The sequence below is a fragment of the bacterium genome, assembly GCA_018814885.1.
Lineage (GTDB): Bacteria > Krumholzibacteriota > Krumholzibacteriia > LZORAL124-64-63 > LZORAL124-64-63 > JAHIYU01.
On record JAHIYU010000026.1, the window covers coordinates 1 to 26,793 of the forward strand.

Below are 26,793 nucleotides of genomic sequence, written 5' to 3' on the forward strand. Positions count from 1 at the left end.
CGCCGCCGCCGCCCCGCGTACCGGCGCGGTCTCGACCGCCGGCGGCCAGCAGCAGTCCCCACCCACCGGCGCGCAGGTTGCCGGCCGCACCCGTGAACGACCTGCTCTCCGGCCGTCCGGCGTACATGCGCCAGCCCTCCCGTCCAGCTGCCAGCGATCCGGACGCCGACGGCGGGCCCGTGCGGCCGGCCGCGCCGATCAGCAGACCGCAGGCCGCTTGCACGGACAGGCTCCCCGCACCCGCATCGCCGGGTTTCCCCGAGACCGACGCGTACCAGGCCTCCCTGTTCCCGTCTGCCGCGTACCGCCGCACCGCGCGCAGGCGCCAGAAGGACTCCTCGGCGCCGACGCTGAGCCACCGCGTGGACGGGGTCGTTCCGGCATCCAGGCGCCAGGTGTCGGGAACCCACGAACCGGTGGCGAAGTCCGTCTCGAGTATCGGGACATCCTGCTGCGACGACCAGGCCAGTTCCTCCATCACCGCGGCCAAGCTGTCGACGACGGCTTCCTGCCGGGATGTCCGTGCGTCGGCGACCGTTCCCAGCAGCAGCACGGCCGCCCCGGCCGCCAGGAGTGGACCGCACGCGTGCTCCCTCAACCGGATGTCCTTCTCAGCACCAGCATCCAGCGGTGCGTGATGCCCAGGGCTGGATGGGCCAGATGCGAGGTCCGCAGCACGAGACCGCCGCGCACCCAGGCCGTGGTCATCCCCAGCGTTCCGGTGTCAGGCTCTGCGAGGAATCCCAGGGCCAGCCCCGGGACGCATCTGGCCAGCATTGCGACGCGCAGCGTGGGAGCGTCGTCGCGACGCCTGTCCACCGCCACTGCCCAGGCAACCGCCCCCGCCCGGCCGCGCAGGTTCAACCAACGCGACTGTCGGCTCGCCGCGGCGTCCCGGGTCAAGGAGATGGGAGCGGAGCGGATCGTGAGGTGGAAATCGTCGCCGAGCGACGCCCTCAACGCGGATGCCAGTTCCTGGCGCGATGTCGACGCCCCGCCCCATCCATCCGTCCCGCGGAGGGTCCAGGCCAGGCTGGCGCCGAGGCTGCGGCCCCAACCCGCCTCCAGACGCACGAGTCGCTCGCGCCACATATCCGCGCCGAGGATCTGCCATCCCGCCACGACGAAACCGTCGTCCCGGGTCGCCTTCAAGCCCAGGTAGTGCTGCGTGAGCTCCGGCATCTCGAAGAGACGCCCCGTTCCGCAGGCCGCCCAGGAACCATCCACCCGCGGGGCCGCGCCTTCCGTGCTGGAGATCGTCCACTCCACCGGGAAGAGCCAGCCGTCCTCCATCTCGTGGCCCCCGGCCGCCGCGGCGGCACACAGGCAAGCGGGGATCGCCAGTAGGGCGGCGGCGCGCACCGATGAGTTCATGGCCCGTACCCGACCCCGGCGAAAACCAACGCCTTGTGGCGACGGAGCCGCGCCCCGTCGCCGCCGGTGATCGTGAGCAGGGCGATGTTGGCTTCGGGCGACAGCCCCCGTCCCTGTTCATCGAGCCCGTCCCAGGTGACCCGTCGCGGTCCCGCCCCGAGGGCATCCCCGCCCAGATCACGAATACGATGTCCTGTAAGATCATATATTTCAAGGCGCCAGGCGCTTTCCCTGGCGTACAGCTGGAAGATGAACAGGATACTGTCATCCCCTGCATTGCCCGCCACGATGAGCGGTTGGTCGATGGGTACGGACGCTTCCAGGGCATTCTTGCAGCCGGGGGTAGCACCCACCGTCGCAGTGCACACACGCCACAGCGTCAGATCGTGTCCTGCTGGCACCAGACCGCTTCTCTCGAGGCTGCGGCCCGCTGGTACCTCCGCGCCGGCCCAACCGAAGGTCACATGATCGAGGACCGTCCCCTCGGCGTCCATCAGGTGAACCCGATCGGCGTAATCGCGATCCGCGGGCGGCGTGTTGTTCAGGGTGGGCCAGGCGCCGGGGAGTTCCAGCGCGAAGTGCTGGGGAGAGACCGGAGGGCACGGCCAGTCGACACCGTTGCCCTGGGAATTCTCCCACCAGGCTGCGAAGGCATCCGACGACTGCACGAGCACGACCCGCTCGCCGGGCGTCAACAGACGCGGCGGCAGGGAGCGAGGCTCGCCGTCGGTGTCGCGCAAAAAGAAGTTCCCGAGCTCGACAGGTGCGACACCGGCGGCCAGGACCTCGATCCACTCGCAGCCATCGCTCGGCGGCGCCGCCATCACCTCCGTCAGCACCAGCGGCGGCAAGCCGGACATGTAGCGGCCTGCCGCCACCACCAGGCGGCCCCCGTCGGGTTCTGCAAGGGGCCAGTCCAGGAAGAGCTCGGTCTTCCCCTCGAGCGTGGGACGCCAGACGAAAAACACCCTCCCCGCGGCTTCGGGCGGCAGGCGTTCGCACCGGGCCGAGGCCAGCTCGGCGCCGGCGCCATCGACCAGGAACACCTCGCCGGCCGGCAGGGCGGAGAGTCCGCTGGCCACGAAGTCGAGGGCGAGGTCGACCACGCCGCCCGGCCCGGTCATGCTCGCCGGTTCGGCACAGAAGGTGGTGATCTCGAGCCCGAAGGCCGGATAGTTCGGCGCCCCGGGCGTGGGCTCCGCCAGGACGCTCCAGTCGAGGTCGTTGCGGTCGGTGTCGTGACCGTCCGGCCGTCTGGCCAGGGACCCGCCGCCGGCCGCGCCGGGATGCGGCAAGCCCTCGTAGAGCGCAGCCGAAGCGAGCGCCCCGTAGCCCAGCAGGTCGAGCACGGTACCGTCCAGGCTGAGACGGACCGCATCGGGACCGTTCTGCAGCCCCAGCGAGGCCACGGTGTCCGGGGCCGCACCTTCCCAGCCCTGATCGACCACCAGGAAAAAGCCTCCGGGCGCCAGGGTGTCCCCCGGGCTGCCCGTCCAGCGCCCCTGCCAGACGTCGCCCACGGCGCCGTTGGCGAACTGCAGCCGCAGGTCGTCCAGACAGACCGGTTCCGCACCGCCGTTGTGCAGCTCCACGAACTCCCGGCCGCCGTCTGCTCCGGCCGGATCGTACATAACTTCGTTGAGCCGGACCGTGGACAGCGCGACTGCCGGCAGCGCGATCAGGACTGCCGCCGCGACCGACCGTCGCAACGCGCCTCGTCGGCGTCGAATCGAAGACACGCGAGAATTCCGATCCGGGAGGTTGCGCGCGAATCATCTGGAACCGGTCAGAGCATGCCCTCGGCGCGGCGGATGACCCATTCCAGTCCCAACAGGAGAACGACCAGCAGCAGGAGTGGCCAACCGGCCCAGAGGCTCAGTTCCTCGTTGCGTTCGATGCGCACCGGGGACCAGTCGATCCCGGCCAGGGCCGCCGCCAGCCCCGCGGTCACGCCATCGCCGTCGTCGGCGGAGACCACGAAGCCGCCCCAGCTCCGGGCCAGGGTGCGCAGGTGCCGCTGATCCTGCCAGGTCTGCATCTCCTCGAGCGAGGAAGGCACCACCAGAAAAGGTTGCGCCGGGCCGGCGGCCGAGTCCGTACCGGCATGCACGGGTCGCACCTCGTAGCGGGCGGGGGGCAAGGGAGGCAGCGTGATGCGAGAACGCCCCGGCCGTCCCGGTACGTCATCCATACGGAAGGTCCTGACGTCTCCGCCTGGAGCTCCATCCAGACGGGACAGCTTCAGCGAGACCGCCTGGCCGCTGCCCTCCCCCCGCATGTCCCGACCCTGCGTTTCCAGCGTGATCGCCTCTCCCTCGCGGTACAGGTTGCGGTGGCCGGCGATGGTGACACCGGACAGGCTGCGGCCCATTGCCGTCCAGACGAGCAGGTTTCGCGCCAGCCGCGCGGCAGGGTGCTCGCGCGCCTCGTCCTGGTTCGGGGACGGTTGCCAGAAGTACAGCGACCACAGGTCGGGCGACGAGAACCAGGTGACCGTGCCCACGGTGGCGTCGGAGGTCAGCAGCAGGGGCAAGGTCGTCGATCCGCCGCGCACCGGCCGCGCCGACAGCAGCTCGACGGCCTCCGGGGCAGCCTGCGCGCGCACCAGAACGCTCAACGGCGGCAAGGCGGCGAAGGGGCTCTCCCCGCGCGGCGACTCCAGATACGAGAGCAGGGGATGATTGCCGACCCCCGCGGCGACGACCGGCAGCCACTGGCCTGTGACCTCCAGCGCAACGCCCGTCACCGGCAAGATCCCGGACAGATCCCGGGGCGGGCCATTCGCGCCGTGCGGCGGCAAGACGAGAAGACCGAGCCCCCCGCGCACCGCCTCGGCGAGGGAGCGCCAGACCACCCTCTCTTCCAGTCCCGCCGTACCGACCAGGACGACACCGTCCCAGACGCGCCAACCCGCCGCGGATTCGGGCGGGCGCCAGCCTGCGGTGCTGTCGGCGAGCATGAAGCCGTCGGGTCCCGGGTAGGCCACATCCAGGGTCAGACGCTGCTCGGAGATGGCGGCGTTCGCGAGCGCGCGGGCGTTCCAGCCGGGCTGTCCGGTGAGCAGCAGCAGCCGCGATCGCTCCTGCCGCACGGCAATGGCCAGCGACGACCGGTTGTTGGCCAGGTAACGCTCGTTGTCGTCCGGAGCCACGATCAGGTCGTAGAGGTTGAGACCGCGGTCCCGGGCTTCGAACGACAACTCCAGGTGCACGCTCTCGTCGCCGGGCGCGGGAGCCGCCGTCGCCGACGCCAGGGTGTCCCCGTCCTGGACGAGGCAGACGGAGATCGTCCGTGCGCCGGCGTCGGGCATCATGCGCAGGCCCACCGTGGCTTCGACGATGATCTCGTCTCCCTGGAACGCGGTATCCGGGTAGCGCAGGTCCCGCAGACGGAGATCGGGCGGTCCCGCGGTGTCCCCCATCCCGACGAGGACGGCTGCGACGCCTCCGGCCGGCGCCAGTCCGCCGCGGTCCGGAGCCGCGGCGGTCTCGTGTCCGTCCGTCAGGACGATGACGGCCCGCAGCGAGCGGTCCGCCCATTCCTTCGCCAATCCGTTGACGAGCCCGCCCAGGTCGGTGCCGCGCCCGATCGGTTCCATGCCGTCTTCGCCGCGTCGCCAGGGGACCGCCCGGGTCAGTCCGTTGCCGCGCAGATGGATGACGTCGGCGTCGGGGGCCAGAGCGGCGAGCAGCGAATCCAGGATCCCCGCGGCGTACGCCGCCCATTCCCAGCGACTCGCTCCGCCCGGAGCGTCCCGCAGGGCCATGCTGGCCGAGTCCTCGACGACCACGACGGCGGACGGGGCCATGTCCTGCCGTCCCATCTTCAGGATGGAGGGGCCGGCCAGGGACCAGATCAGGAGCGTCACCGCGGCGAGACGCAGACCCGTCAGGATATGCCGGCGGGAGACCGACGCGCGCGGGACGGTCAGAAGATAGTGGCGGCGGATCCAGAGACCCGCCGCCACGGCAAGGACGACCAGCACCGGCCCCAGGTAGAGGGGGATGGTCCAGGCCAGTTCCACGCTACTCGTTCCTGATGGCCGCGTGGGCCGCCGCCAGGCGCGCGATGGGTACGCGGAACGGCGAACAGCTCACGTAGTCCAGACCCACCCGGTGGCAGAAGTCGACCGAACTCGGGTCGCCGCCGTGCTCGCCGCAGATGCCCAGGTGGAGATGGCTGTTGGCCTTGCGTCCCTTCTCGACCGCCATGGCCACGAGCTGGCCCACGCCCTCCTGGTCGAGCTGCTGGAAGGGGTCGGACGGCAGAATGCCCTTGCTCACGTACTCCGGCAGGAAGACGCCCGCGTCGTCGCGGCTGTAGCCGAACGTCATCTGCGTGAGATCGTTCGTGCCGAAGCTGAAGAAATCGGCGACTTCGGCGATCTTGTCCGCGAGCAGGGCGGCGCGCGGGATCTCGATCATGGTGCCGACCAGGTAGTCGACTTCCGCGCCCACTTCCTCCATCACACGCTTGGCGACGGCGATCGACAGCTCGCGCAGGACGGCCAGCTCGGGCACGGTGCCGATCAGGGGAATCATGATCTCGGGTTGGACGTCAACGCCCCGCGACTTGACCGCGAGCGCAGCGCGGATGATGGCCTCGACCTGCGTCTCGTAGACCTCGGGATAGGTCAGGCCGAGACGGCAGCCGCGGTGCCCGAGCATGGGGTTCATCTCGTGCAGGGACTCGATGCGCTCCTTGAGGACCTGGACCGAGACGCCCAGTTCATCGGCGAGCTCCTTGATCTCGGCCGCCTGCTCGGCCGACGGCAGGAACTCGTGCAGCGGCGGGTCGAGAAGCCGCACGGTCACGGGAAAACCGTCCATGGCGGTGAAGATGCCCTCGAAGTCGGCCTGCTGCAGGGGCAGTATCTTGGTGAGAGCCTTGCGGCGGCCCGCCTCGTCATCGGCCAGGATCATCTCGCGCATCTTCTTGATGCGGTCCTCGCCGAAGAACATGTGCTCGGTGCGGCAGAGGCCGATGCCGGCGGCGCCGAAGGTACGGGCCTGTTCCGAATCGTGGGGCGTATCGGCGTTGGTGCGTACGCCCAGCCGGCGCCGGGCGTCCGCCCATTCCATGACCTTCTTCAGGTGGGGATCCTCGAGGCTGGGCGCCACCAGGGGAACCTTGCCGTCGATGACGATGCCCTGGGTACCGTCGATGGTGATCAGATCGCCGGCCTTGAAGGTCTTGCCGCCGATCTGCATGGTGCCTTCCTGGTAGCTCACCTTCAGCTCGCCGCAGCCCGCCACGCAGGGCTTGCCCATGCCGCGGGCCACCACGGCCGCGTGGCTGGTCATGCCGCCGCGCGCGGTGAGGATGCCCTCGGCGCTGTGCATGCCCTCGATGTCCTCGGGGCTGGTCTCGCGACGTACCAGCACCACCTTGCGCCCCGCAGCGACGGCGGCGACGGCGGCGACGGCCGAGAAGACGATCTCGCCCTGCGCGGCACCTGGCGAGGCGGGCAGGCCCTTGCCCAGTTCCTTGATCTCGGCCTTGGGATCGATCTGGTCGTGGAGCAGCTGGTCGAGATGCTCGGGCCCGACGGCCAGCAGGGCCTCGTCCACGCTCATCAGGCCCTCGCTCTCCATCTCGGCGGCGATGCGCACGGCGGCGCTGCCCGTGCGCTTGCCGTGGCGGGTCTGCAGCATCCACAGGCGGCCGTCCTGGATGGTGAACTCGATGTCTTCCATGTCGTGGTAGTGCTTCTCCAGCTTATCGCGGATTCCGCACAGGGTGGCGTAGGCCTCGGGCATGACCCCCTCCAGGGTGGGCAGTTCGCGGATGGGGTTGCCCGCGGGAAGCTTGTCGCGCCCCTCGTTGTTCAGGGCCTGGGGCGTGCGCGTACCGGCCACCACGTCCTCGCCCTGGGCGTTGACCAGGAATTCGCCGTAGAAGAAGTTCTCCCCGCTCGACGGGTTGCGCGTGAAAGCCACGCCCGTGGCCGAGTTATCGCCCATGTTGCCGAAGACCATGGTCTGCACGTTGACGGCGGTGCCCATGTCGTGCGGCAGACGGTTGAGATTGCGGTAGCTGATCGCGCGCGGGACGTTCCAGCTGCGGAAGACGGCTTCGATGCTGCCCCAGAGCTGCTCCATGGGATCGGTGGGGAACTCGCGGCCGGTGTCTTCCTTGACGATCTTCTTGAATGTCGCGATGAGACCCCGCAGGTCGGCGACCGTCAGCTCGGTATCGAGCGCGACGCCCCGCTTCTCCTTCAGCGTGTCGAGCGCATCTTCGAACTTCTCGCCCTCGACGCCCATGACGACGTCGCCGTACATCTGGACCAGGCGCCGATAGCTGTCGTAGCCGAAGCGTTCGTTGCCGGACTTGGCGATCAGGCCCTTCACGGTCTGGTCGTTGAGTCCGATGTTCAACACGGTATCCATCATGCCGGGCATGGAGATCTTGGCGCCAGAGCGGCACGAGAACAGCAAGGGATCGGCGGGATCGGCGAAGCGCCGGTGCATGACCTTCTCCACCTTAGCGATGTTCTTTTCGACCTCCGCACGGAGTTTATCCAAGATGGTGGGGGTGCGCAGGTAGGCGATGCAGCACTCGGTCGTGATCGTGAAACCGGGCGGCACGGGGATCCCGATCCTGTCCATCTCCGCCAGATTCGCGCCCTTGCCGCCAAGCAGGGCTTTCTGATCACCGCCGCCTTCGGCCTCGTTGTTGCCGAAAAAGAACACTTGCTGTTCGGCCATCACTTTTTTCCTCCAGTTTCAGGCCAAGTCGTTCCGATATTTCAGATTCCTGCCATGACCATTGAATTGGCCCGGTGAGTGCACCGGGCCAAATATGGTCGATCCCCGCGTCGAATGCAATAGCACCGGCATCCGGCCCGGAGCGCTCGAGAACGGTCCGGGCTACCGGATGATCACGACCTTCCCGTAGAAGTCCTCCCGCTCGAGCATCACGACCTTGTAGATGTAGACGCCGGAGGCCAGGAGTTCGCTGCCGTTACGGGTGGTCCAGACGATGATGTCGCCCTCCTGCTTGTCGGACCCCAGGTCGGCCACCAGATCTCCGTCCAGGGTGAAGACCTGTACCCGGCTGTCCGGGGGCAGGTTCTTGAATCTCACGTCCTCGCCCTCCGCACCGGTGAAACCGCTGCCCAGACGCAGGGGATTCGGGTAGGCGTAGATCTCCGGTCCCGCCTGGGGATCGACGGCATCCTGGTGGACGTACAGCACGACCCTGTTGCCGTCTCCCCCGAAAATGGTGAGATCGTCGCGGGAGAACCGCGCCGAGAAAAGCTGCTCGGCCGTCAGGGAATTGGGCGAGGCGGACGCGATGTTGCCGTAATCGAAGGTCGTGACGGCATAGTAGTAGGTAAAACCCTCATACACGTCGCCGTCGAAGAAGGACACGACGCCCGGGTTGCCGAAGTCGAAGCAGGCGGCCCGCTTGTCAGCGTAGCAATTGGGGATCACGTTGTAGCTCTCGTCACCGCAATGACCCTGGATGCAGGTTTCGGGGTTGCTCTTGTCGTAGAGACCAATCAACTGCATGACGTCCGGCTCGGTCACATCGCCGCGCCAGACCGCGTAGCCCTGGAAGTCCTGGAGCACCAGGGTGAATGTTGTCGCTGCCGCGAAGGTCCCGGCGCCGAAGGAGATGTACACGCCCAGATCGAGGTTTTGGTACTGCGCTTCCGTTTGCGACCCGTTGATGGTATTGCTCATCCTGATCTGGGTGCCGGGCGTGTAGATGCCGCCGCCGTAGGTGCCCAGCAGGTAGTCCACGCCCGCGAGGTTCGAGACCAGGATATTGCTGTAACTCAGGATCCCCGTATCGGAAATGCCGGAGATGCTCCATGCCGTGTCACCGACGGCGCAGGACAGGATGCCGAGGCCGTCCACGGTTGCCAGGTATCGGCCCGCGTCCTCGTCGACGACGAGGCTGCTGATTAGAGGGTAGCCCTCCTGTTCAGGCCAGGCGAAGTCACCGGCGAGCCGTATCCAGGCGTCCCCCCGGTTGGGGGTCCACCACAGGCCGGAGGTCCTGGTGCCGACCGTGATGTCGTCGCTGTCGTCGGGCGACGTCAGGATCGAGACCACGTCCTTGGGCTGGGAATTGGGGTTGAGCAGCGAGTTCCAGATCCACTGCCACGATGAGCCGGCGTCCATTGATTCGTAGAGGCCGAACCTGTTGACGCACACCAGCAGTCCGTCCTCGCCGCGGTCCAGGATGGCGTTGACGCGGGGGGGCACGTTGTCGCCGCCCGTCGGGAAGTTCGCCGAGACCAGGAAGGTGGCGATGAAATCGAAGGTCGTACCTCCGTCCGTGGACCGGTAGAGGCCGAGATTGTTGATGGCCACGAGCAGCCGGTCCGGGGCTTTCCAGGACAGGGCCGACACGCGGCGCAACGCCCATGAGCCCGTGGCCGAGAACTCGGATTGATACCGGGTGAAGGTGAGACCGCCGTCGCGCGTGATGTAGAGCCCGCCCTTCATGGTGCCCACGGCGAACACGTCGGCGTTGTCGGGCGAAAAGGCGATGGCCGTGATCCCGACCTGGTCGATCGCGCCGTCGGCGAAGACGGCGGGGGCCAGCCGTGTCCACTCGCCGCCGGTGCCGGAGAGGAACCACAGCCCCCTGGACAACCTGCCGCGCAGATGGGCGAGGATACCGCCTCCCGCGACCGGGGATTCCGTCAGGTACATGATGTCGGTCCTGGGCAGGTAGGGCAACAGCCCGTTGTTGTACTTGTCCCACGCGGTACCGTCATGACCGAGCACGCCACCGTTGTTGCTGATGTTGAGTTTGCCGATTATGCGACCCGTCTGGGCCTGATTCCTGTTTGACCAGTCGATGATGACGTTGCTGACGCCGGAGGTGCCCACCTCGCCGCCGAAGAGACACAGCATGTTCAGTTCCCGGTCGACATTGTCAGCGTAGATGCCGTCGAGCGTGATGGGGACAGCGATGCCTCCGGTGTCGGCGACGGCGATGCACGTGGACACCATGTCTTCGACCTCGGGCCAGCTGACGATGACGCCCCTGCGACCCGTGGATACGTACTCGACGCCTATCGAAGCGGGAGACATGAGGCGCAGGGAGTCCAGGGCGCATATGGCCGACGGAGTCTGAGCCCAGCAGTCCGAGGCCAGCGAACACATCCCGGCCAGGAGCAACATGACCGTGACAGCGGGTCTCTTCATTTGCATATCCCTCTCTTGGCTGTTGCGGACATTCGAGCGATGTCCGTCCCCTGTGCCTACGGGCTCCTGTCGCGGGTGTTCAGGGAGCGCTTACGGCGTCACCGTCAGGCCGAAGTGTTCGCCCAGAACCCATAGCACGGCCTCTTTCATCTTCTCATGGTCGAACATCGACGGGTCGAAGCCCCAGAGAACGTCGGGGAGGCCGCTGGGCTTGGTCTGCGTGGCCATGTAGGAGAACACGCCGATGGGCATGCCGTCGTTGTTCGTCCGTCCCGTAGCCTCCGAAACGGAGAGACCGCCGCAGGCGACTGCCGCGTCGAAATCGGGATAGTCGTCGTCGCCATGGAGCAGATGCTGGTCCAGGATGTAGTCGTAACGGGTGTAGACGTGCCACATGGGCTCGATCACGCGTGTCCCGTCGTCCAACACCTGGGGATACCAGCTTGTCGGCCTGGCGGTGATGTTCACGTCGTAGTATTCGTCGTACTGGCCGAACTCGTAGGGAACGGTGATATCGGGTATGACGCCCTGGTGATCGACGTGGTCGATGACGTCCCAGACGTAGATCGTGTCGTCGAAGGCGTTGCCGCCGATATGCAGGCTCTTGAAGTCCGGATCGAGGATGATGCCCTTCGTACCGATGCAGCGCAGCTTCAGATCGCGCGTACCCGACCCGCATCGTGACGGCGTGTCGTAGAACGAGGCGGGCTGCATCAACGAACTCACGGACAGGCCCATGCCGCGGTAGGGATATTGCAGCAAGCCCAGTACGGTCAAGCTGCCGTCCTCTTCCTCCCGGGTCCCGAAACTCCTGGCCCTGACGCCGTCGGCGCAGTTGATGTAGGATTCGTCGGAGGTGTAGATGATCGGCGCGAGCCACAGCACCAGCTGATAATCCGTGATGTGGAAGTTGCGGATGACGCCCGTGCCGTTGAGGAAGATGTTGCCGACGTAGGCCTGGTAGGTGTCTAGCCAGACATAGGCTTCGACCGGGATGGGGTCTTCACCCTCACCCTGCTCGACGTAGCGGCCCTGGAAGTTCTGGGCGATGTAGGACAGGCGGTTGAAACGCGATGTCCAGATTATGTTCTTGTACGGTACGACGTCCCGGTAGCCCCAGGCGCCCAGCTCGATCTGGTTGTCGAGTACGTCGCGCGACGCGTTGAAGCCCGAGACGCTGCTGCCGACCGTGAGGACTTCCTCCCAGAAGCCATCCCGGTAGATATCGTTGTCGTAGGGTATGCCGTTCGGGTCGGGCCAGGCCTGGCTCACGATGTCCTGGACGTCGTCGATCAGCAGCAAGGGCAACTGGTCCGCGGCGTCGGGTACGGGCACCACGTTCAGCACGAAGGTATACCTGGTCATCAGGCCGGCGTTGTCCTTGCACTCGATGGTCAGGACGTGGGAACCGGAATCGAAGACCTTCAGATCGGACCGGGTGTGGGAATCGGTCATGCCGAACTGCGTCACCCAGCCGTCATCTTCGTCGTCGGTCAGGTCCTCGACATCCCAACCGTGACGAAAACCGTCTACGATGCCGCCGTAACTCTCGGCCGAACCGGTCCATACGAAGAGCAAGGGCTGGTTCTGGGCGATGTCCACCACGGTGCGTCCGTACAGACCCGTGCCCCTCGCGGACCCCAGATATCTTTCGCGAACGGAGATGATCGGCGAGGCTACGTCGTTCACGTAGAAGTTCTTCACCCCGTTGCCGTAGCTGCGATCCAGCGAGACGGCTCCAGCTGTATCCTGGGCCTGGATCGCGAAGAAGTAATGCTTCAGCCTGCCCTGGGCGTCCAACTTGTCCGCGCTGAAGCTCTGGGCCCGCGCGTCCGGATCCGTCAAGTAGGGTATCCAGTCGCTCCAGCCCGGATCTGAGAATGTGATGATGGTGTCGCCGACGGCTTGATACTCGTTCCTCGTCGACAGGTACACCTCACTACCGAAGGTGTTGATGTAGAGGGCGCTCTTGACCATGTAGCGGATCTTCGTCGGCGTGCCGAGCTCGAAATCGGGATCGGAGCCCGTCCATTTGACCAGGAATGTCGGCGGCACGGGCTGGGATTCCGGGTAGACGCCGCGCAGCGACGGTGGCGCCGTCAGGTAGACCGTCGGTGCGAACGTCGTGGCGGTGAAGGTGACCATGGCGGGCGAGGGATCCACGGCGCCCTTGTCGTCCACCGCGCGCACGAAGATCGTATGCGGCTGGTAGAATCTCCGCAGGTGCTCCGGCAGCTCGTAGTCGTCGATGAAACTGGCGGAGTCCGCGCTGACGAAGAAGACGGTGTCTGTCGCGGTGGTGAAATGCCACGGATGAAGGGTGTCGCCCGTGGCCGGGTCGACCGTCAGGGTATCGCTCACGCTGATGCCGTCGGCGCCGTTCGTCGTGATCTTCCACTGATAACCGTTTATGCGCCCGTCGGGGTCGTTCCCGGACCAGAAGAATTCCACGAAGAAGTCCGTCTCGCGGAGGTACGGCGGCGTACCGGAGATGTAGGTATCGGGCACGGCGTTGATGAGCTCGATGCCGCCGAGTTCGTTGGATGGGGAACAGCCCGCCATCTGGAAGGCGGCATAAGCCACGCCGAGCGACAGAGCCGCCACGACTATTCTCAATACGCGTGCCAAGTCCTACCTCCCGCCAAACTGATTGACCGGCCGTGCCGAGCGAGCTGTGCGCGGGGCTCGTCACTCCAGTGCAGGGAACACCTCTCCGGAGGATGCGACCATCACGATCACGTACCGTTTCACGAACGGTTCGCTCTGCGTGCAGTAGTTGTCGAACTTCGGCCTACCGGCGACGCCTTCGTAGGATATGGTGCAACTCTCGCCGTGGATTACGGGAACCCGCAACAGGGTGTAGTAGACGTAGGCGCAACGGTCCGGCCGGTAATCGCCGTCGGTGCCGTCCCGGTTGTAAATGGTGGCCCTGTTGGGTCCCAGTTGCAAGGTCGTCAGATCGAAAGCGTCCTGGATCGTCGCCTCGTCCCATTGCGGGTGCAGCGAGCGCAGGTAGGATTTGTAGACTCCCGTGCCGAATTGCAGCCCCCACGCGGGCACGAAGACCTCTATCCGGAGACGCCATACGCCGTTGCCGTCGTAGTTCGACGAGTAGGTGTCGTTGAACGTGTATGTGATCTGAGTGAGGTCGTCGAAGCCGCCCCCCTCGCGCAACGCGTTGCTGAGCGAGTCGCGGGCCGAGACGATTTCGTATCGCCACGAGAAGGCCCGGTCCGCCGGATTCCCGTACGTGGGCTCCAGGGGTGCGGTCCGGGGCAGGAACAGGCGTTCCTCCTCCACGTCCTCGGCGTAGAGGAGCAGGTCGTACTCGAAGAAGAAGCCTTCGATGGAATCCAGGTCGGTGGTGTTGATCGGCCTCTCGTGCCAGATGCCCGTGGAGAAGGGGCTGTACCAGATTTTCCTGGCTGTGAAGTTGACTTGTCGCAGATTCGTCCAGTCCGGGTGGCCGGGCACCGCGGCGCCGCTCAGGGAGCAATAGAAGGTGTCGATCTCCGCGTCGCACGGCTCGGTGTAGTAGCCGCTGGTCTCGCCGTCGGTGACCACGTCCACGCAGTTCACGGTCGGTGCATGGTTGGCGAAGAAGCCGAAGGTGTCCGGCGTGCCATCGCGCCGGCCGTGCTCGTCCACCGTACGCATGCTCACCACGTAATCGAAGGGACCGACGATGAAGCTGACCGTGTCGCTGCTGCCGATGGCGAGGTTCGTGTAATCGTCCCAGACGCTCTCGACGGCCTCCGTGTACTGTGTCGCGAAGCGGAGGATGGTGTTCTCCCCGCCCCTGTACTTGCCCTCGGCGTTGAACTTGCCCTGGAACATGACCCCGAAATCGGCCGCCTCCTCGCCGGGGAGATCCACTTTCTTGATGTCCCGGTGGTCGTCCCAGCCGATGGCCTTGAACACCGCGATTGATCTCTGGGGCAACCGCTCGTCCTCGTGGAATACGGTCGTCGAGATCTCTCCCGTGGGAGCGTGCAGGATGTAATAGGGGTAAACCCGCGGCGAGCCCGGGTTGAAGACGTCGTCCTCGTCGTAGAACTGATCGGCCTGGTCGCGCAGGATCTGGGTCTGCGGGTCGTAGTTGATCACGAAGTTCAAGGGCTGCAGATCCGACGGGATCTCCACACCGGCCACATCGATCGTGTTCACCAGGAGTATGTGCACGCCCTGCGTCATCCTCTTGTGGAACACGTCGTTGCCAGAGTTGTCCGAGGCGAATTCCAGGAAGTTCACATCGCTGAAGTACGATACCTGTCGATTGGTGGTTTCGTCCAGGCGGCTTGGTTTCCAGCAATCGCGCGATACGGCGTCACAATCGACGTCGAGGGGCAACCTGTACTTGAATCCGTAGAGGCCGTCTATGGCTCCCACGGTGTCGGTGTTGGCCAGCATCGCCTCGGTGAAGTAGTTGTCATTGGGGGTCCCCCCCGACCAGCTGAACTCGAAGGGATGGCCGTAGCCGATGGTGTCGAAATCGGCGAACCTCGTCTGGTCCGTCTGCTCGAACGAACTGTAGAACGCGATGTTGGGGGTTCCCAGCGCATTGCTGAGGAAATACAGGCGGGCGGGCGAGCGATCGAAATCGCCACGGTCGTCCACGGCGACGATGTGGAAGGTCTTGTCCGCCGTCGTGATCGAACCCTGCTGGATCTGGAAATCGAAGATGGAGTCCGTGCGGGTCGTCCAGTGCCCGATATTGAGCGTCTCCCGGAATTCCGCGGGATTGAAGCGCGTATCCTCCTCGTCCTCGTCCGTCGTCGGATCCTGGATGGAACCGGCGGTCACGGCCCAGACGTAACGCTCGACGTGTCCGTCACGATCGGTGCCGGTCCAGAACATGTGGTAATGGAACTGCCCTCCCTGACCTTCCTGCGGCGCGCCGATGATGTAGGTCTCGGGGGGGTGGTTGACGATCACCGTTTCGGGTTGGAAAGCCCGGCAACCGAAAAGAGCAACCGTCGCGAGGACCGCGATCACGATAAGCCAGCTGGCGATGCGTCGACGTGAAAGCATGCTTTGCTCGCCTTTCAAGCAAACAGCCTTAAGCCCCAAGACGATACCGGGCGGGAACGGGGCCCGATATGGTCTCCTGGACATTAATATCACCGATATCTCGGCCGTGGGGGTAACGCCAAGACTGCTTGTCAAATATAGGGATAAGCTCTCGACGGTGTCAACTTCTTCTTTGGTCCGGCCCACCGGCGCCGCGCCCCGCTGCCTCGGCTTCGGATGGCCGCAGATCCTTCGCCGCGGCAGGCCCTCGGACCGCCGGTGAATACGCCCGCCGGACGTCGCCACGGACCGGCCAGCCGGGGGCGGGCGCAAGAAAAAGGGAGCGACCCCCAGGGGTCGCTCCCAGTCAATGACCCGCGATGAACTACTTCACCAGAGCCATCTTGTTGACGGTGGACTTGCCGGCGGTACGGGTCTCGTAGAAGTAGACACCCGAAGCGACGGACTGTCCGCGATCGTCGCTGCCGTCCCACTCGATGACGTTGACACCGGCGGTCCGGTTCTCGTCGACGAGGGTGCGAACCAGCTCACCACGAACGTTGTAGACCTTCAGCGACACGTGACCGTCACGCGGCAGACTGAATTCGATCTTCGTGATCGGGTTGAACGGGTTCGGCCAGTTCTTGGCGTAGAACGGCTGCTGGACAGGGACTCCCGTACCGGAACCTAGGTGAGTATCGCAGTAGGCGGGATCACCGTAGAAGTACGAGAGAATGTCACACAGCAGTTGCACACGCGCCTGGGGCGGAGCAGGAACCTTGGCGCCGCCGCCGTAAGGCGTGTACCACGAATTGAAGTCGACCGGGCAAACGACAACCTTTGCGCCGGTCATCAGTTCGTTCACGACCATCGCAGCGTAGCCGGGATAGGCGCCTGGATCACCATTCTTATCCAGGAACTCGGCGACCCTTTGGGAGGTCGGGTCGGTATTCTCGGTGATACCGTCGAACTGCTTGAAGTTCGGGCAGGACCCGTAAGCCACGAAGTCGGTGCTGAGAGTCAGAGCGGTGGTGTTGGCTACGAAGCTCACCGTCGGCGCGGACTGGCCGTCGATGGACGTTCGGACATCGTCGGTTTGGAAGTTGACTCCGAAAAAGAAGTTCAACATATTAATGCCGCTACCGTCGGGCTCTGCGTAGATGGCACCCAAGAAGCCATCGCCGGTGGCCAGCAGGTTGCGGCCAGCGGGGTTGAGCAGGAATGACTTCACGAGCAGGATGTCGTTCGAGCCGTCACCATCGAACGGATCCTCTGCACCGGGCACCTTGGCTCCGGTCATGGTGACGCCGCTCAGATCTCCCGCCGTGTAGAGCAGGTGATGATAGAGGGCCAGATTCCCCGAGGTACAGGTCGATCCGAGACCGTTGCCGGTACCCGAGGAAGGACCGTTGGTGTAGTAGAGGTCGTAGTCGGTGCCACGCTCGAGGCCCAGGGCCTTGAGCGAGCCTTCCCACTCGTTCTCCCCACCGCGGTCGCCGAAGTCGTTCCACAGCAGGATCTCCGGCACGTCGCCGACGGTCGTGGACAACACCGTGGGCAGGGCGTGGACCGTGAAGTCGCTGGGCCACTGCCAGGGAACGAAGCCCGTGTCGCCCTCGAAGAGATCGAAGCCGGCGAGGTCGCCCGGCAGGGTTGCGAACACGGGAGCCTCGATACCGACGGTGTCGGAAGCCTGGAAGTAGTAGTGCATCACGTCGCCCGGATACAGGAAGTCGTAATCCGGGAGATTGAAGGACCAGCGTCCGCCGACGTACTGGGTCTCGCTCACCCAGATCGTGTCACCCAGCACCGAGCCGGAGTACGGCACGCCGCTGGAACGCCAGGCGGGATCTGTGTCGAAGACCGGGTTGGTCCTGACTTCGTAGAACATTTCCGGACGCGCGTCCAGACCGGAGCCAACACGGACGGCATCGATGTTCACGACGATCGAGTCGCCGTGCAGGATGCCGGCACCATCTGAGCCGATGATGTCCTGACCCATGTTGAACGGCACGTCCATATCGCCGAGCGCGCCCCAGTTCATTGTCCTGCGCACGCGCGCCGCGTCGTGAGGGAAGTTGTCCTGGGCCAGTTCGAACTCGCGGTACGCGAAGGCCGGACCCGAGTAGCCGTAGGAGTGCCAGGACACGTCGTCGTAGTAAGGCGCCGGTGTCGAGCCGCCAAAGATGTAGGCCGTCCAGGGCGTCGTGACCTCCAGCGACATCTGCGCTTTTATGGCACCGGGTGTCACCAGATCCGTGACGTCCTGGTGGTTGCGGATGTAGTCCGGACCGCCGTAGTACACGAACTGACGGTTGCGCCACGGGGTCCAGATGAACCCGTCGGTGCTCGAGCGGATGTTCCAGGTGTAGAACTGGCCGGCCATCGAGGTGAGATCGAAGTGGCGGTAGACGCCAAAGCGGATCTCGTGGCCCGCCGTGTCGGGATCGATATCGAGGACAGGCGACCAGATCGCGTTGTCGAGACGATAGTCGATCACACCCGCAACACCATAGGTGTAGTTGGTGACGTGGCCTTCGGGGCCGTAGGGCCACTCGAGGTTGCTCGAGGGGCCGACGCCCGGAATCTGGCCGTAATCGATGAACGCCATCTGCGGCGTCACGTTGTCGACGCAGGGGTCCACGTCGTTGAGGATGTCCCAGACTTCGGCGAAGTCGCCGACGAAGGGCACCTGGATGACGTTCCAGTCGATCTGGGAACCGTCCTCGAAGGTGTTGGTCAGACCCTGCGGCACGTCTCCGCCGCACTGATCGAAGTAGACGTTGACGTCGTCGAGCTGTGTGTGGCCGTTGCCGTGGTAGCCGTAGAGCAGACAGTCCTTGTCGGAGACGTAGGTGTCCGAGAAGGCCAGCCACCGCAGGTGCACTTCATCGACATTGACGTAGTCGCCGCTGGCGATGCTGATCGAAACGCTCTTGAAGACGTTCGAATGCAGGCCGGTCATTCCCTGGCGGGTCGTAGCGTCGAGAGGGAACTTCTCCATCGAGCCAGCCGCGTCTTCGTACTGGAGATAGAGATAGTCCCAGTTTTCCTCGGTGTCGTGGTTGATGTAGGCATCAACCGTGATCAGGGTCCCCGCCTCGGGATCGAGAACGGTGCCCCACCAGTCGAGGAATTCGTTGTACTTGTTGGCGTAGCCCTCGAAGGTGCCGCCACAGTCGTAGGCGAACACCTCACCGGCGTACATGGCCTTGTTGCCAACGCCGTGGCCGTTGAGGTTCTCGGCGTTGAAGGTGTCGATGTGCCACTTGGGCTCCAGGTAGGTCAGGTCAGCGGAGGTCCAGCCGTTCCAGGCGGGATCTCCCTGAGTCGGTGTACCGGGAGTAGAAAAGTCGTAGTAGGCGATGACCGTGGTGTCGGCCTTGGTGGCCGACGTCACGGACGTCTGGTTGATTGATTTGTGGACTCTGAGGCCCTCATCGTATTCGACCGGGCCGGCAAAGGCGAAACCGGCACAAAGGGCGAGAGTCATTAGAACGAGAGTGAGTTTCCTCATACTTTCCCCCCATCGCTGAGCAAGTCAACAAATGGTGCAGGTGAAAACTCTGTCTTGGTTGTTCTGAATCGAACGGCCAAGACACGAACAGAGCAGGCAAAAGCAATCCCAGTCACTGGCACAGAGCCGTACTTCAAAGGTCGGGTTGCCATTCCGCTGTGACTGTGACGAGATGACTCGCGATCCAAGCAAGAGTGTCAAGTTAATTAGGGACTTACTTCGAGTGGAGTCAGGCTCAACGTCACATCGGAAAGCACTTTTGCCCTTGAGTCGCACAGGTGACAATACCCAACCCCGGCAGCCAAGTCAATAGGATACATAAAAAAAATATGGGCCCCAGAAGGGGCCCGACGCTGAGTGTATTTTCCCGCGGGAGTTGGAGTTACATCACCATCAGGAACCGGCTTCAAGCGGAGCCACCGCATCAAAATCAGCGTATTGTGCAAACAGACCATAGATTTCCCTCAAAAAATCGTGTCTCAGCATTCTCAGCTCCGGATCTTCAACATTCACACGCACTAAATCGAAGAAACGACCGATGTCCGGTCCCAGCGCGGACAGCGAGCGGAAGATGGCTGCGTAATCGCCTGTCGCACGGCACGCCAGGAGCTCCGGCACGACCGCCACCACCCGGTCCCTCAGCCGTTGCTCGGCGGATTCGGGCAGATCCGAAAAATCCCGGCCGGCCGGCGACCTGCCGCCAGCGAGCCAGCGCGCGACGCAACCGGTGGCGGCGTCGGCGGCGAGCAAGCCGCCTTCCAGGATGTTGCGGCAGCGCTTGAAGCCCGTGGCGAGCATCTGGAAGTCGGGCTGCTCGCGGAAGGAATCGAGGGCGCGCGCCCAGGCCACGGCGTCGGTTGGATCGGCTCCGTGGGCGGGCAGTATCGCGCGCACCGCCTCGGGCGTGAGGTCGAGATCGGTCAGGAGCCTCTCCAGGCGCGTCGAGGCGAAAACCGACAACGCGGCGGCGGCCCCGGCCAGGTCCCGTCCCCCGGACGGCTGTGCAAAGCCGTCCAGGGCCGCCTCCAGGGCCCGCCCGAGATCGAGTCGCAGGCCGCGCTGGATCAGCGTCCGCTGTATCGCCAGCGTGTGCCGGCGCAGGGCATAGGGATCCTTCGCACCGGTGGGTACGAAACCGGCGAGCCAGCAGCCGGCGATGGTGTCGAGTCGGTCGGCGATCGAGAGGGTCGCGCCGAGGCGATCGTCGGGCACGGCGTCGCTCGCGTCGCGAGGCCGGTGGTATTGTTCCAGGATGCCGCAGACCACCTCGCTCTCGCCCGCCGCGGCGGCGTACCTGGCGCCGATGGTCCCTTCGAGCTTCGTGAACTCCTTGCCGTCGCGGATCATCTCGGTGACCAGGTCGAACTTGCAGATCGCGGCCGCCCGGGCCAGCGCCTCGGGCACCGGCCCGCCATCGCCGAGGCCGGTGCCCCAGAGCGTCCCGACCAATCCGCAGACGCGGTCGGTCTTATCCCTGAGGGAGCCGAAGCCCTCGAGCCAGGTGACGTCGGCGAGGCGCTCCACGTGACGGTCGGGCGTCAGCTTGCGATCGCAATCCCAGTAGAAGAGGGCGTCGCTGAGCCGCGCCACCAGGACGCGCTGGTTGCCGCGGACCACGTTGTCCAGGGCCGCATCGTCGCCGTCGCGCACGGCCAGGAACAGGGGCAGCAATCCGTCGTCCTGTGCCCGCCGGACCGCGAAATAGCGCTGATGGGATTTCAGGGCCGTGACGATGACCTCCGCGGGGAGGGCGAAGAATTCCTCGGCGTAACGACCCACGAAGGGCGTCGGGTACTCGCAGAGGTCGACGACCTCCTGCAGCAGTTCCTCATCCTCTATCGGCCTGCCCCCCGAGCCCTCGAGGGCCCTGGTGCCGCCGGCGAGTATCATCTCACGCCGCCTCCGTTCGTCGACGACCACCCCGCTCTCACTCATGCGGGCCAGGTACGCTTCGGGCGTCGCGATCTCCACCTCGCGGTTGTCGGCCAGGGTGCGATGCCCCCGCGAAGTCCTCCCCGCGCTCAGACCGGCGAGCGACAGGGGCACGATCGCGTCGCCGAGCAGCGCCACCAGCCACTGGATGGGCCTGGCGTATTCCAGATCGGCGTTCCCCCAGCGCATCACCTTCGGGAAGGGTATGCCCAGGACGATCTCCGGCACGACCTCGCCCAGGACCGCGGCCGCATCGCGCCCCGGCACAAGCTTCCGGACGCCCAGGAACCGGCCGCCCTTCTCGTCCGCCAACTCGTGGCAAGCGGCGATCTCCGCACCGTTCTTGCGGGCGAACCCGAGAGCCGCCTTGGTCGGCCGACCGTCCTGGTCGTAGGCCACGGACAGCGGAGGACCCTTCACCTCGATCTCCCGGTCCAGTTGGCTCGTCTGCAGGGAGTCGATGAGGACCGCCATCCGCCGGGGGGTGGCCATCACGTGCAGTCCCGAATACGCCAGGGCGTTCTCGGCGAGCTTGTCCGCCAGGGTTCGCGCCACGTGTCGGCGTTCGATGGGCAGGAATCGCGCCGGGAGTTCTTCGGTGCCGATCTCGAAAAGGAAGGGCAGGCGCCCGGTGTCGCTCATCGTGCGTCCTCCCCGCGGCGGAGCAAGGGATATCCCATCTCTTCGCGCTTGGCCAGGTAGGCGCCGGCCACGCGCCGGGCGAGGTTGCGGACGCGTGTGATGTATCCGGTCCTCTGCGTGACGGAGATCGCTCCCCGCGCCTCCAGCAGATTGAAGATGTGGCTGCACTTGATCACCGCGTCGTACCCGGGATGCACCACCCCGGCTTCGATCAAGGCGAGGGCTTCCGCTTCGCGTTCGTCGAAGTGACGGCGATACATCTCCACGTCCGCCAGTTCGAAGTTGAAGAGGGAGAACTCGCGTTCGAACTGGCCCTGCACGTCGCCCCAGGTCAGGCCGCCACCCCAGGAGAGATCGTTCACGTGCTCGACGCCCTGTATGTACATGGCCAGCCTCAGCAGACCGTAAGTCAACTCCACAGACACGGGCTTCAGCCTGAAGCCGCCCACCTGCTGAAAATAGGTGAACTGGGAGATCTCCATGCCGTCGATCCACACTTCCCAGCCCAGACCCGCCGCACCGAGGGTGGGCGACTCCCAATCGTCCTCGACGAAACGGATGTCGTGCTCGCGGGGCTCGACACCGATGGCGCGCAAGGATTCCAGATACAGGCCCTGGGAGTCCGGCGGGTTGGGTTTGAGCAGCACCTGATACTGCAGGAACTGCTGGACACGGTTGGGATTCTGGCCGTAGCGGCCGTCCTTCGGCCGGCGGCTCGGCTCCACGTAGGCGACACGCCAGGGTTCGGGCCCGAGACAACGCAGGAAGGTAGCTGGATTGAAGGTGCCCGCGCCCACTTCCGAGTTGTACGGCTGCACGACGACGCAGCCCTGGTCGCTCCAGAACTGCTGTAGCCTGGCGATCATGCTCTGATAGTCCATCATGGGGCGAAACCCTCCAGTGGCGCGCCGCCGTCCGCCGCGCGCCCCGCGCGCAACAGGTCCAGGCTCGCCGGCAAACGGTACCCGGGGAGGTGGTACGACAGGAAACCGTGCAGCAGGATCCCGATCTCCCGGGACGAACGACGGTTCAGTGCAGCCACCGGACCGTCGGCGCCCGTCAGTTTCCGCATGACCGCGAGAACCCCCGCGCCCAGCGGCCGGCCCCCGCCTTCCGGGTCCGTGGCGACGCACGCCCCGCAGATCGCGCCGCCGCCGGCCGGGCTGAACCGCATGCCGGTCCTGACCTCGGACAGGTCCTGGTCGCAGGCCACGCAGCGGCTCAGGACCGGCGCCGTGCCCTGCAGCCGCAGCAGGGCCAGTTCGAACGCATAAAAAAGCGGGGCTTCCCCGCCCGCAACCTGAGATGATAGCACCTCGAGGAAGCGCCGACAAAGGTCGAAGAGACGCGTTTCGGTCACGCCGCTGGGCCGGCAGCGCTCGACGATCTCCAGTGCGGAGAGCAGATAGGCGGTGCGCTCGAGGCTGTTGACCGCGAGCAGGGGATCGAGCAGCAGCTGCCCCCCCTTGAGATACTGCAGATCCCGCCCGGGCTGCAGGCCGAACTCGGCCTCGACGAGGCGGCCCGGCTGTACCAGCGGCCTCAGCGCGGAGCGGGGACCGCGCGAGCCCTTGGCGATCACTCTGACGTAGCCGTGTTCCTCGCTGAGCAGGGCCGCGACGGTGCTCGTCTCCCCGGTCGGCCACACCCGCAGGACGATCACCCTGCTGGACACGACCGGTTTGGCGATGACCGACAATGCGCCCCCTCCCTCAGTGGATGAGCAACGAGGCCATGCTCAGGTAGACAAGGATGGCGAGTATGTCGTTCGACGTCGTGATGAACGGTCCCGTCGCGATGGCCGGATCGATCCCGAACCGATGCAGCAGCAGCGGCACTGCCGTGCCGACCATAGCCGCGAAGACGATCACCGACAGCATGGAGATGGTCAGCACCAGGGCCAGGTCCCTGTCCCCCACCAGCAGGTCCGCCACGACATACAGGGCAGCCGCCACCAGGCCGCCGGTCAGGAGCGCGGTGGCCAGTTCCCTGAGCAGGTAGCGGCCGATGTGGTAGACGTTGACCTCGCCGGTGGCGAGGCCTCGCACCACCACCGAAGAGGTCTGGATGCCTGTGTTGCCGCCCATGGCCATGATGGCGGGGATGAAGAAGGTGAGGGAGACCGTAGCCACGAGGTTGGCCTCGAAATGCTTCATCATCAGCACGCAGCCGATCTGCCCCAGCAGGGCGCCCAGCAGCCAGGGCAAGCGAGCGCGGGCCACTTTCATGGGCGAGGTCTCGCCCAGCTCCTCGCTGGTGCCGGCCAGCAGGGAGATATCCTCGGTGGCCTCGTCCTCGAGAACGTCCAGGATGTCGTCCGATGAGATGACTCCCACCAGCCGCCCGCCATCATCCACGACGGGCAGAGTCACCAGATCGTGTGTCCGCACGTACTGGGCCACCTGCTCCTGGTCCAGGTTCACGTCCACGCGCATGGGGTCGCGTTCCATGACGTCGATGACAGGCGTGGACCAGGGCTGCAGCAGCATCTCGACCAGCGGTATCCGTCCGCAGAGCACACCCAACCCATCGACCACGTACAGGAAATGCAGGCCCTCCCGGTCGTTCTCGTCCATGGCTCTCACGGTCTGTACCGCCTGCAGACAGGTCGACGATTCGGCCACGTCTATGAATTCCTTGGCCATGAGCCCGCCGGCGGTGTCGGGCGAATACTGGAGCAGCTCGCGGACCTCGTCGCGCTCCTCCTTCTCCATGGCCGCCAGGACTTCTCGGGCCTGCTCGCGGTCCAGATCGCCCACGAGGTCCGCGGCCTCGTCCGAGGGCATCTCCTCGATGAGGTCGGCGATGGCCTCGATGGTGAGCAGCTCCATCAGGGCCGTTACGCTGCGCTTGTCGATCTCCGCCAGCACGTCCGACGCCAGGTCGGTCGGAAGCAGCTGGATGACGCGTGCCGTGTCGTCCACGCTCAGCGGACGCACCACCTCCGAGAGGTCTCCGGGCGAGAGTTCGGCCGCCACGGCGGCCAGCGCGGCGTTGTCGTTGTCCCTCAGCAGCCCCGCGAAGAGTTCGGAATACTCGTGCCACTGCTCTTCCAGGTTGGAAGGGTCGAGATAGCGGTCGTCCTGAGACTCTTCGGGGCCCGCGGGCCGATCATCCTCATGCATCCGATTCACCTCCCGTCTCGTCTATCCCGGTCCTGCGTCTCCGCGTCAACAGGGGTGCCAGGCTCCCCCCCCCCGCCCTCTCGACGACCGCGCCGCCGGAGATGACGAGCCGGATGCCCTCCTCCACCGTCATCGGCAGGATGAGCGCCTCCGCCCGCGGCACCAGCAGCAAGAAGCCGGAAGTGGGATTCGGTGCCGTGGGCAGGAAGATGTGCAGGTTGTCCCGCTGCGGATCGTCGTGCGTGATGAATCCCAGCGACCAGATCCCCCGTCGCGGATACTCGAACATGACCACGTGCTGGAAGGCCTGGCGGTTGTCCGCCAGCAGGACCCCGGATATCTGCTTGGTCACCGAGAAGATGCTCTTGATGATCGGGATACGGTTGATTATGCGCTCGAACAGGCCGAAGAAGGCGACGCCGATGAGCGTTCGCGTGACCAGACCGATCAGTACCAGCAGCAGCAGGCTGACCAGTACGCCGAGCAGGGTCACCAGGAACGGTGGCACGTATTCGCGCAGGAAGACGATCCGTTCCAGCAACGGGCGCAGGGCGTCGTCCACGACCCGGTAGAACCGCCACAGGATCCAGCCGGTGATCGCCAGCGGGGTGACGGTCAGCAACCCCGTGATGAAGTATTGCCGCAGACGCGAGTTCAAGGGGACACGTCCTTTCGCGGCCCGTAGCCGGGGAAGGGCGAGCCGGCGATCACCCTCGCCCGCAGGATGCGCTGGTCCTCCACCTTCTCCACCTCGATGTCGAGTCCGGCCACCGCGGTGCGATCACCGGCGGCGGGCACCTTGCCGGCCGCCTCGTAGATCAGGCCTGCCAGCGTCTCGCTGCCTTCGTCAAGCGGCAGATCTACCCCGAGCAGATCCCGCAGATCCTCCAGGTCGATCTTGGGATCCACCAGGAGGGTGCATTCGTCAACCCACTGGTAGAGCTGTTCGGTCACGTCGAATTCGCCCTCGATCTCGCCGACGATCACCTCGAGCACGTCTTCCAGCGTGACGACTCCCGCGGTGCCTCCGTACTCGTCGATGACCACGGCGAGATGGATGCGCTTGGCGCGGAACTCGGCCAGCACCTCGTCCAGCTTCTTGCTCTCCGGCACGAAGTAGGCCGGGCGCGCCAGATCGCCGAGCGCCTTGCCGCCGTTGCCCAGGCGGTCTCTGTCCACCAGCGCCAGCAGATCCTTGGTGTAGAGCAGCCCGGTGATCTTGTCCACGTTGCCCTCGTGCAGGGGAATCCGCGAATGCCGGCAAGCGGCCACCACACCCAGGGCTTCGAAGACGGGCGTCGAGGCGTCGAGGGCCACCATGTCGATGCGCGGCACCATGATCTCCTTGACGGTCGTTTCGTGGAAACCGAAGATGCTCTGGATCATCTCCCGCTCGTCCTCTTCCAGGTTGACGCCGTCCTCCTCCTCCTTGATCAGGCTCCTGATCTCTCCGGTCGAAAGATGCGGCATCGCCTCGACACCCCACATGGTGTCGTCCAGCCGGCCTGCCGCGCCGGTCAACAAGGCCGTCCAGGGACGCAGCAGCCAGGTCACGGGAACGAGCACGTGCCCGAAGAACCGGGTATACCCGAGCGCGGCGCCGCTGGCGGACAGCTTGATCAACGTGCCGCCCAGCGACCACGCGAGCACCACCAGCAGGGCGATGACCAGATAGAACTTCGTGTCCGACAGGTCGGGCCACACTGCCGAGAGCACGGCGGCCGTCGCCACGCAACCGATGCCCGTCGCGGCCAGATAGATGGTGCCCACGGTCAGGATGAAGTGGCGTGGCTCGTCGAGCAGTCTCTTCGCCACGCCTCTCACGGCTTCGGGTTCCAGCAAACCGTGTCGCGCGAGCCCGCTCACGCGGAAGAAGGCCGCCAGGAGCCCGATCATCATCATGGCCACCACGTAGGCCAGGACCGCCGTCAAGACAGGCCCGACACCCGATACACCACTACTCCCCGCCTCCATCTTCTTCCTTTCCTCTCCGCTTCGCTCGGATAGTGCATCTGCGCGGCGA

The 26,793-nt window shown here is 65.4% G+C and carries 15 protein-coding genes; all 15 read right to left on the minus strand.

The genetic code is table 11. From position 1 onward, the window contains the following. Positions 1-598, minus strand: a 598-nt coding sequence (locus KJ554_01410; protein MBU0740990.1) for a hypothetical protein, incomplete at its 3' end; no start/stop codon positions are given. Further along, positions 595-1,374 carry a hypothetical protein gene (locus KJ554_01415; protein MBU0740991.1) on the minus strand — a complete coding sequence of 260 codons (780 nt, stop codon included), beginning with the start codon at positions 1,372-1,374 and terminating at the stop codon, positions 595-597. The genes KJ554_01410 and KJ554_01415, both read right to left, overlap by 4 nt. Next, the gene (locus KJ554_01420; protein ID MBU0740992.1) at positions 1,371-3,083 is read right to left on the minus strand and encodes a lamin tail domain-containing protein; all 1,713 of its coding nucleotides are present in this window, start codon (positions 3,081-3,083) and stop codon (positions 1,371-1,373) included. The genes KJ554_01415 and KJ554_01420 overlap by 4 nt, the downstream gene beginning before the upstream one ends. 77 nt (positions 3,084-3,160) lie before the next feature. Continuing rightward, positions 3,161-5,398, minus strand: a complete 2,238-nt coding sequence (locus tag KJ554_01425; GenBank protein MBU0740993.1) for a hypothetical protein — start codon at positions 5,396-5,398, stop codon at positions 3,161-3,163. A gap of 1 nt (position 5,399) precedes the next feature. Then, positions 5,400-8,084, minus strand: a complete 2,685-nt coding sequence (ppdK, locus tag KJ554_01430) for a pyruvate, phosphate dikinase (protein MBU0740994.1) — start codon at positions 8,082-8,084, stop codon at positions 5,400-5,402. A 162-nt stretch (positions 8,085-8,246) separates the two neighbouring features. Next, entirely contained in the window at positions 8,247-10,544 is a 2,298-nt protein-coding gene (locus KJ554_01435) for a hypothetical protein (protein MBU0740995.1), read from the minus strand. A gap of 90 nt (positions 10,545-10,634) precedes the next feature. Continuing rightward, a complete protein-coding gene (locus KJ554_01440; GenBank protein ID MBU0740996.1) occupies positions 10,635-13,172 on the minus strand; it encodes a hypothetical protein in 2,538 nt (845 codons plus the stop codon). Positions 13,173-13,232: 60 nt separating this feature from the next. Then, positions 13,233-15,575 carry a hypothetical protein gene (locus tag KJ554_01445; protein ID MBU0740997.1) on the minus strand — a complete coding sequence of 781 codons (2,343 nt, stop codon included), beginning with the start codon at positions 15,573-15,575 and terminating at the stop codon, positions 13,233-13,235. A gap of 364 nt (positions 15,576-15,939) precedes the next feature. Next, complete coding sequence (locus KJ554_01450; GenBank protein ID MBU0740998.1) at positions 15,940-18,954, minus strand: T9SS type A sorting domain-containing protein; 3,015 nt, start codon at positions 18,952-18,954, stop codon at positions 15,940-15,942. A gap of 510 nt (positions 18,955-19,464) precedes the next feature. Then, positions 19,465-21,645: a glycine--tRNA ligase subunit beta gene (glyS, locus tag KJ554_01455; protein MBU0740999.1), complete on the minus strand. Its 2,181-nt coding sequence runs from the start codon at positions 21,643-21,645 to the stop codon at positions 19,465-19,467. Beyond that, positions 21,642-22,526 (minus strand): glycine--tRNA ligase subunit alpha, encoded by an 885-nt coding sequence (locus KJ554_01460; protein ID MBU0741000.1) that lies wholly within the window; start codon positions 22,524-22,526, stop codon positions 21,642-21,644. The genes glyS and KJ554_01460 overlap by 4 nt, the downstream gene beginning before the upstream one ends. Further along, a complete protein-coding gene (gene recO / locus KJ554_01465) occupies positions 22,526-23,344 on the minus strand; it encodes a DNA repair protein RecO (protein MBU0741001.1) in 819 nt (272 codons plus the stop codon). The genes KJ554_01460 and recO overlap by 1 nt, the downstream gene beginning before the upstream one ends. 13 nt (positions 23,345-23,357) lie before the next feature. Continuing rightward, the gene (gene mgtE, locus KJ554_01470) at positions 23,358-24,770 is read right to left on the minus strand and encodes a magnesium transporter (GenBank protein MBU0741002.1); all 1,413 of its coding nucleotides are present in this window, start codon (positions 24,768-24,770) and stop codon (positions 23,358-23,360) included. Then, positions 24,763-25,428, minus strand: coding sequence for a DUF502 domain-containing protein (locus tag KJ554_01475; GenBank protein ID MBU0741003.1), 666 nt, complete (start codon positions 25,426-25,428; stop codon positions 24,763-24,765). The genes mgtE and KJ554_01475 overlap by 8 nt, the downstream gene beginning before the upstream one ends. Beyond that, positions 25,425-26,702: a hemolysin family protein gene (locus KJ554_01480; protein MBU0741004.1), complete on the minus strand. Its 1,278-nt coding sequence runs from the start codon at positions 26,700-26,702 to the stop codon at positions 25,425-25,427. The genes KJ554_01475 and KJ554_01480 overlap by 4 nt, the downstream gene beginning before the upstream one ends. Between the last annotated feature and the right edge of the window lie 91 nt (positions 26,703-26,793).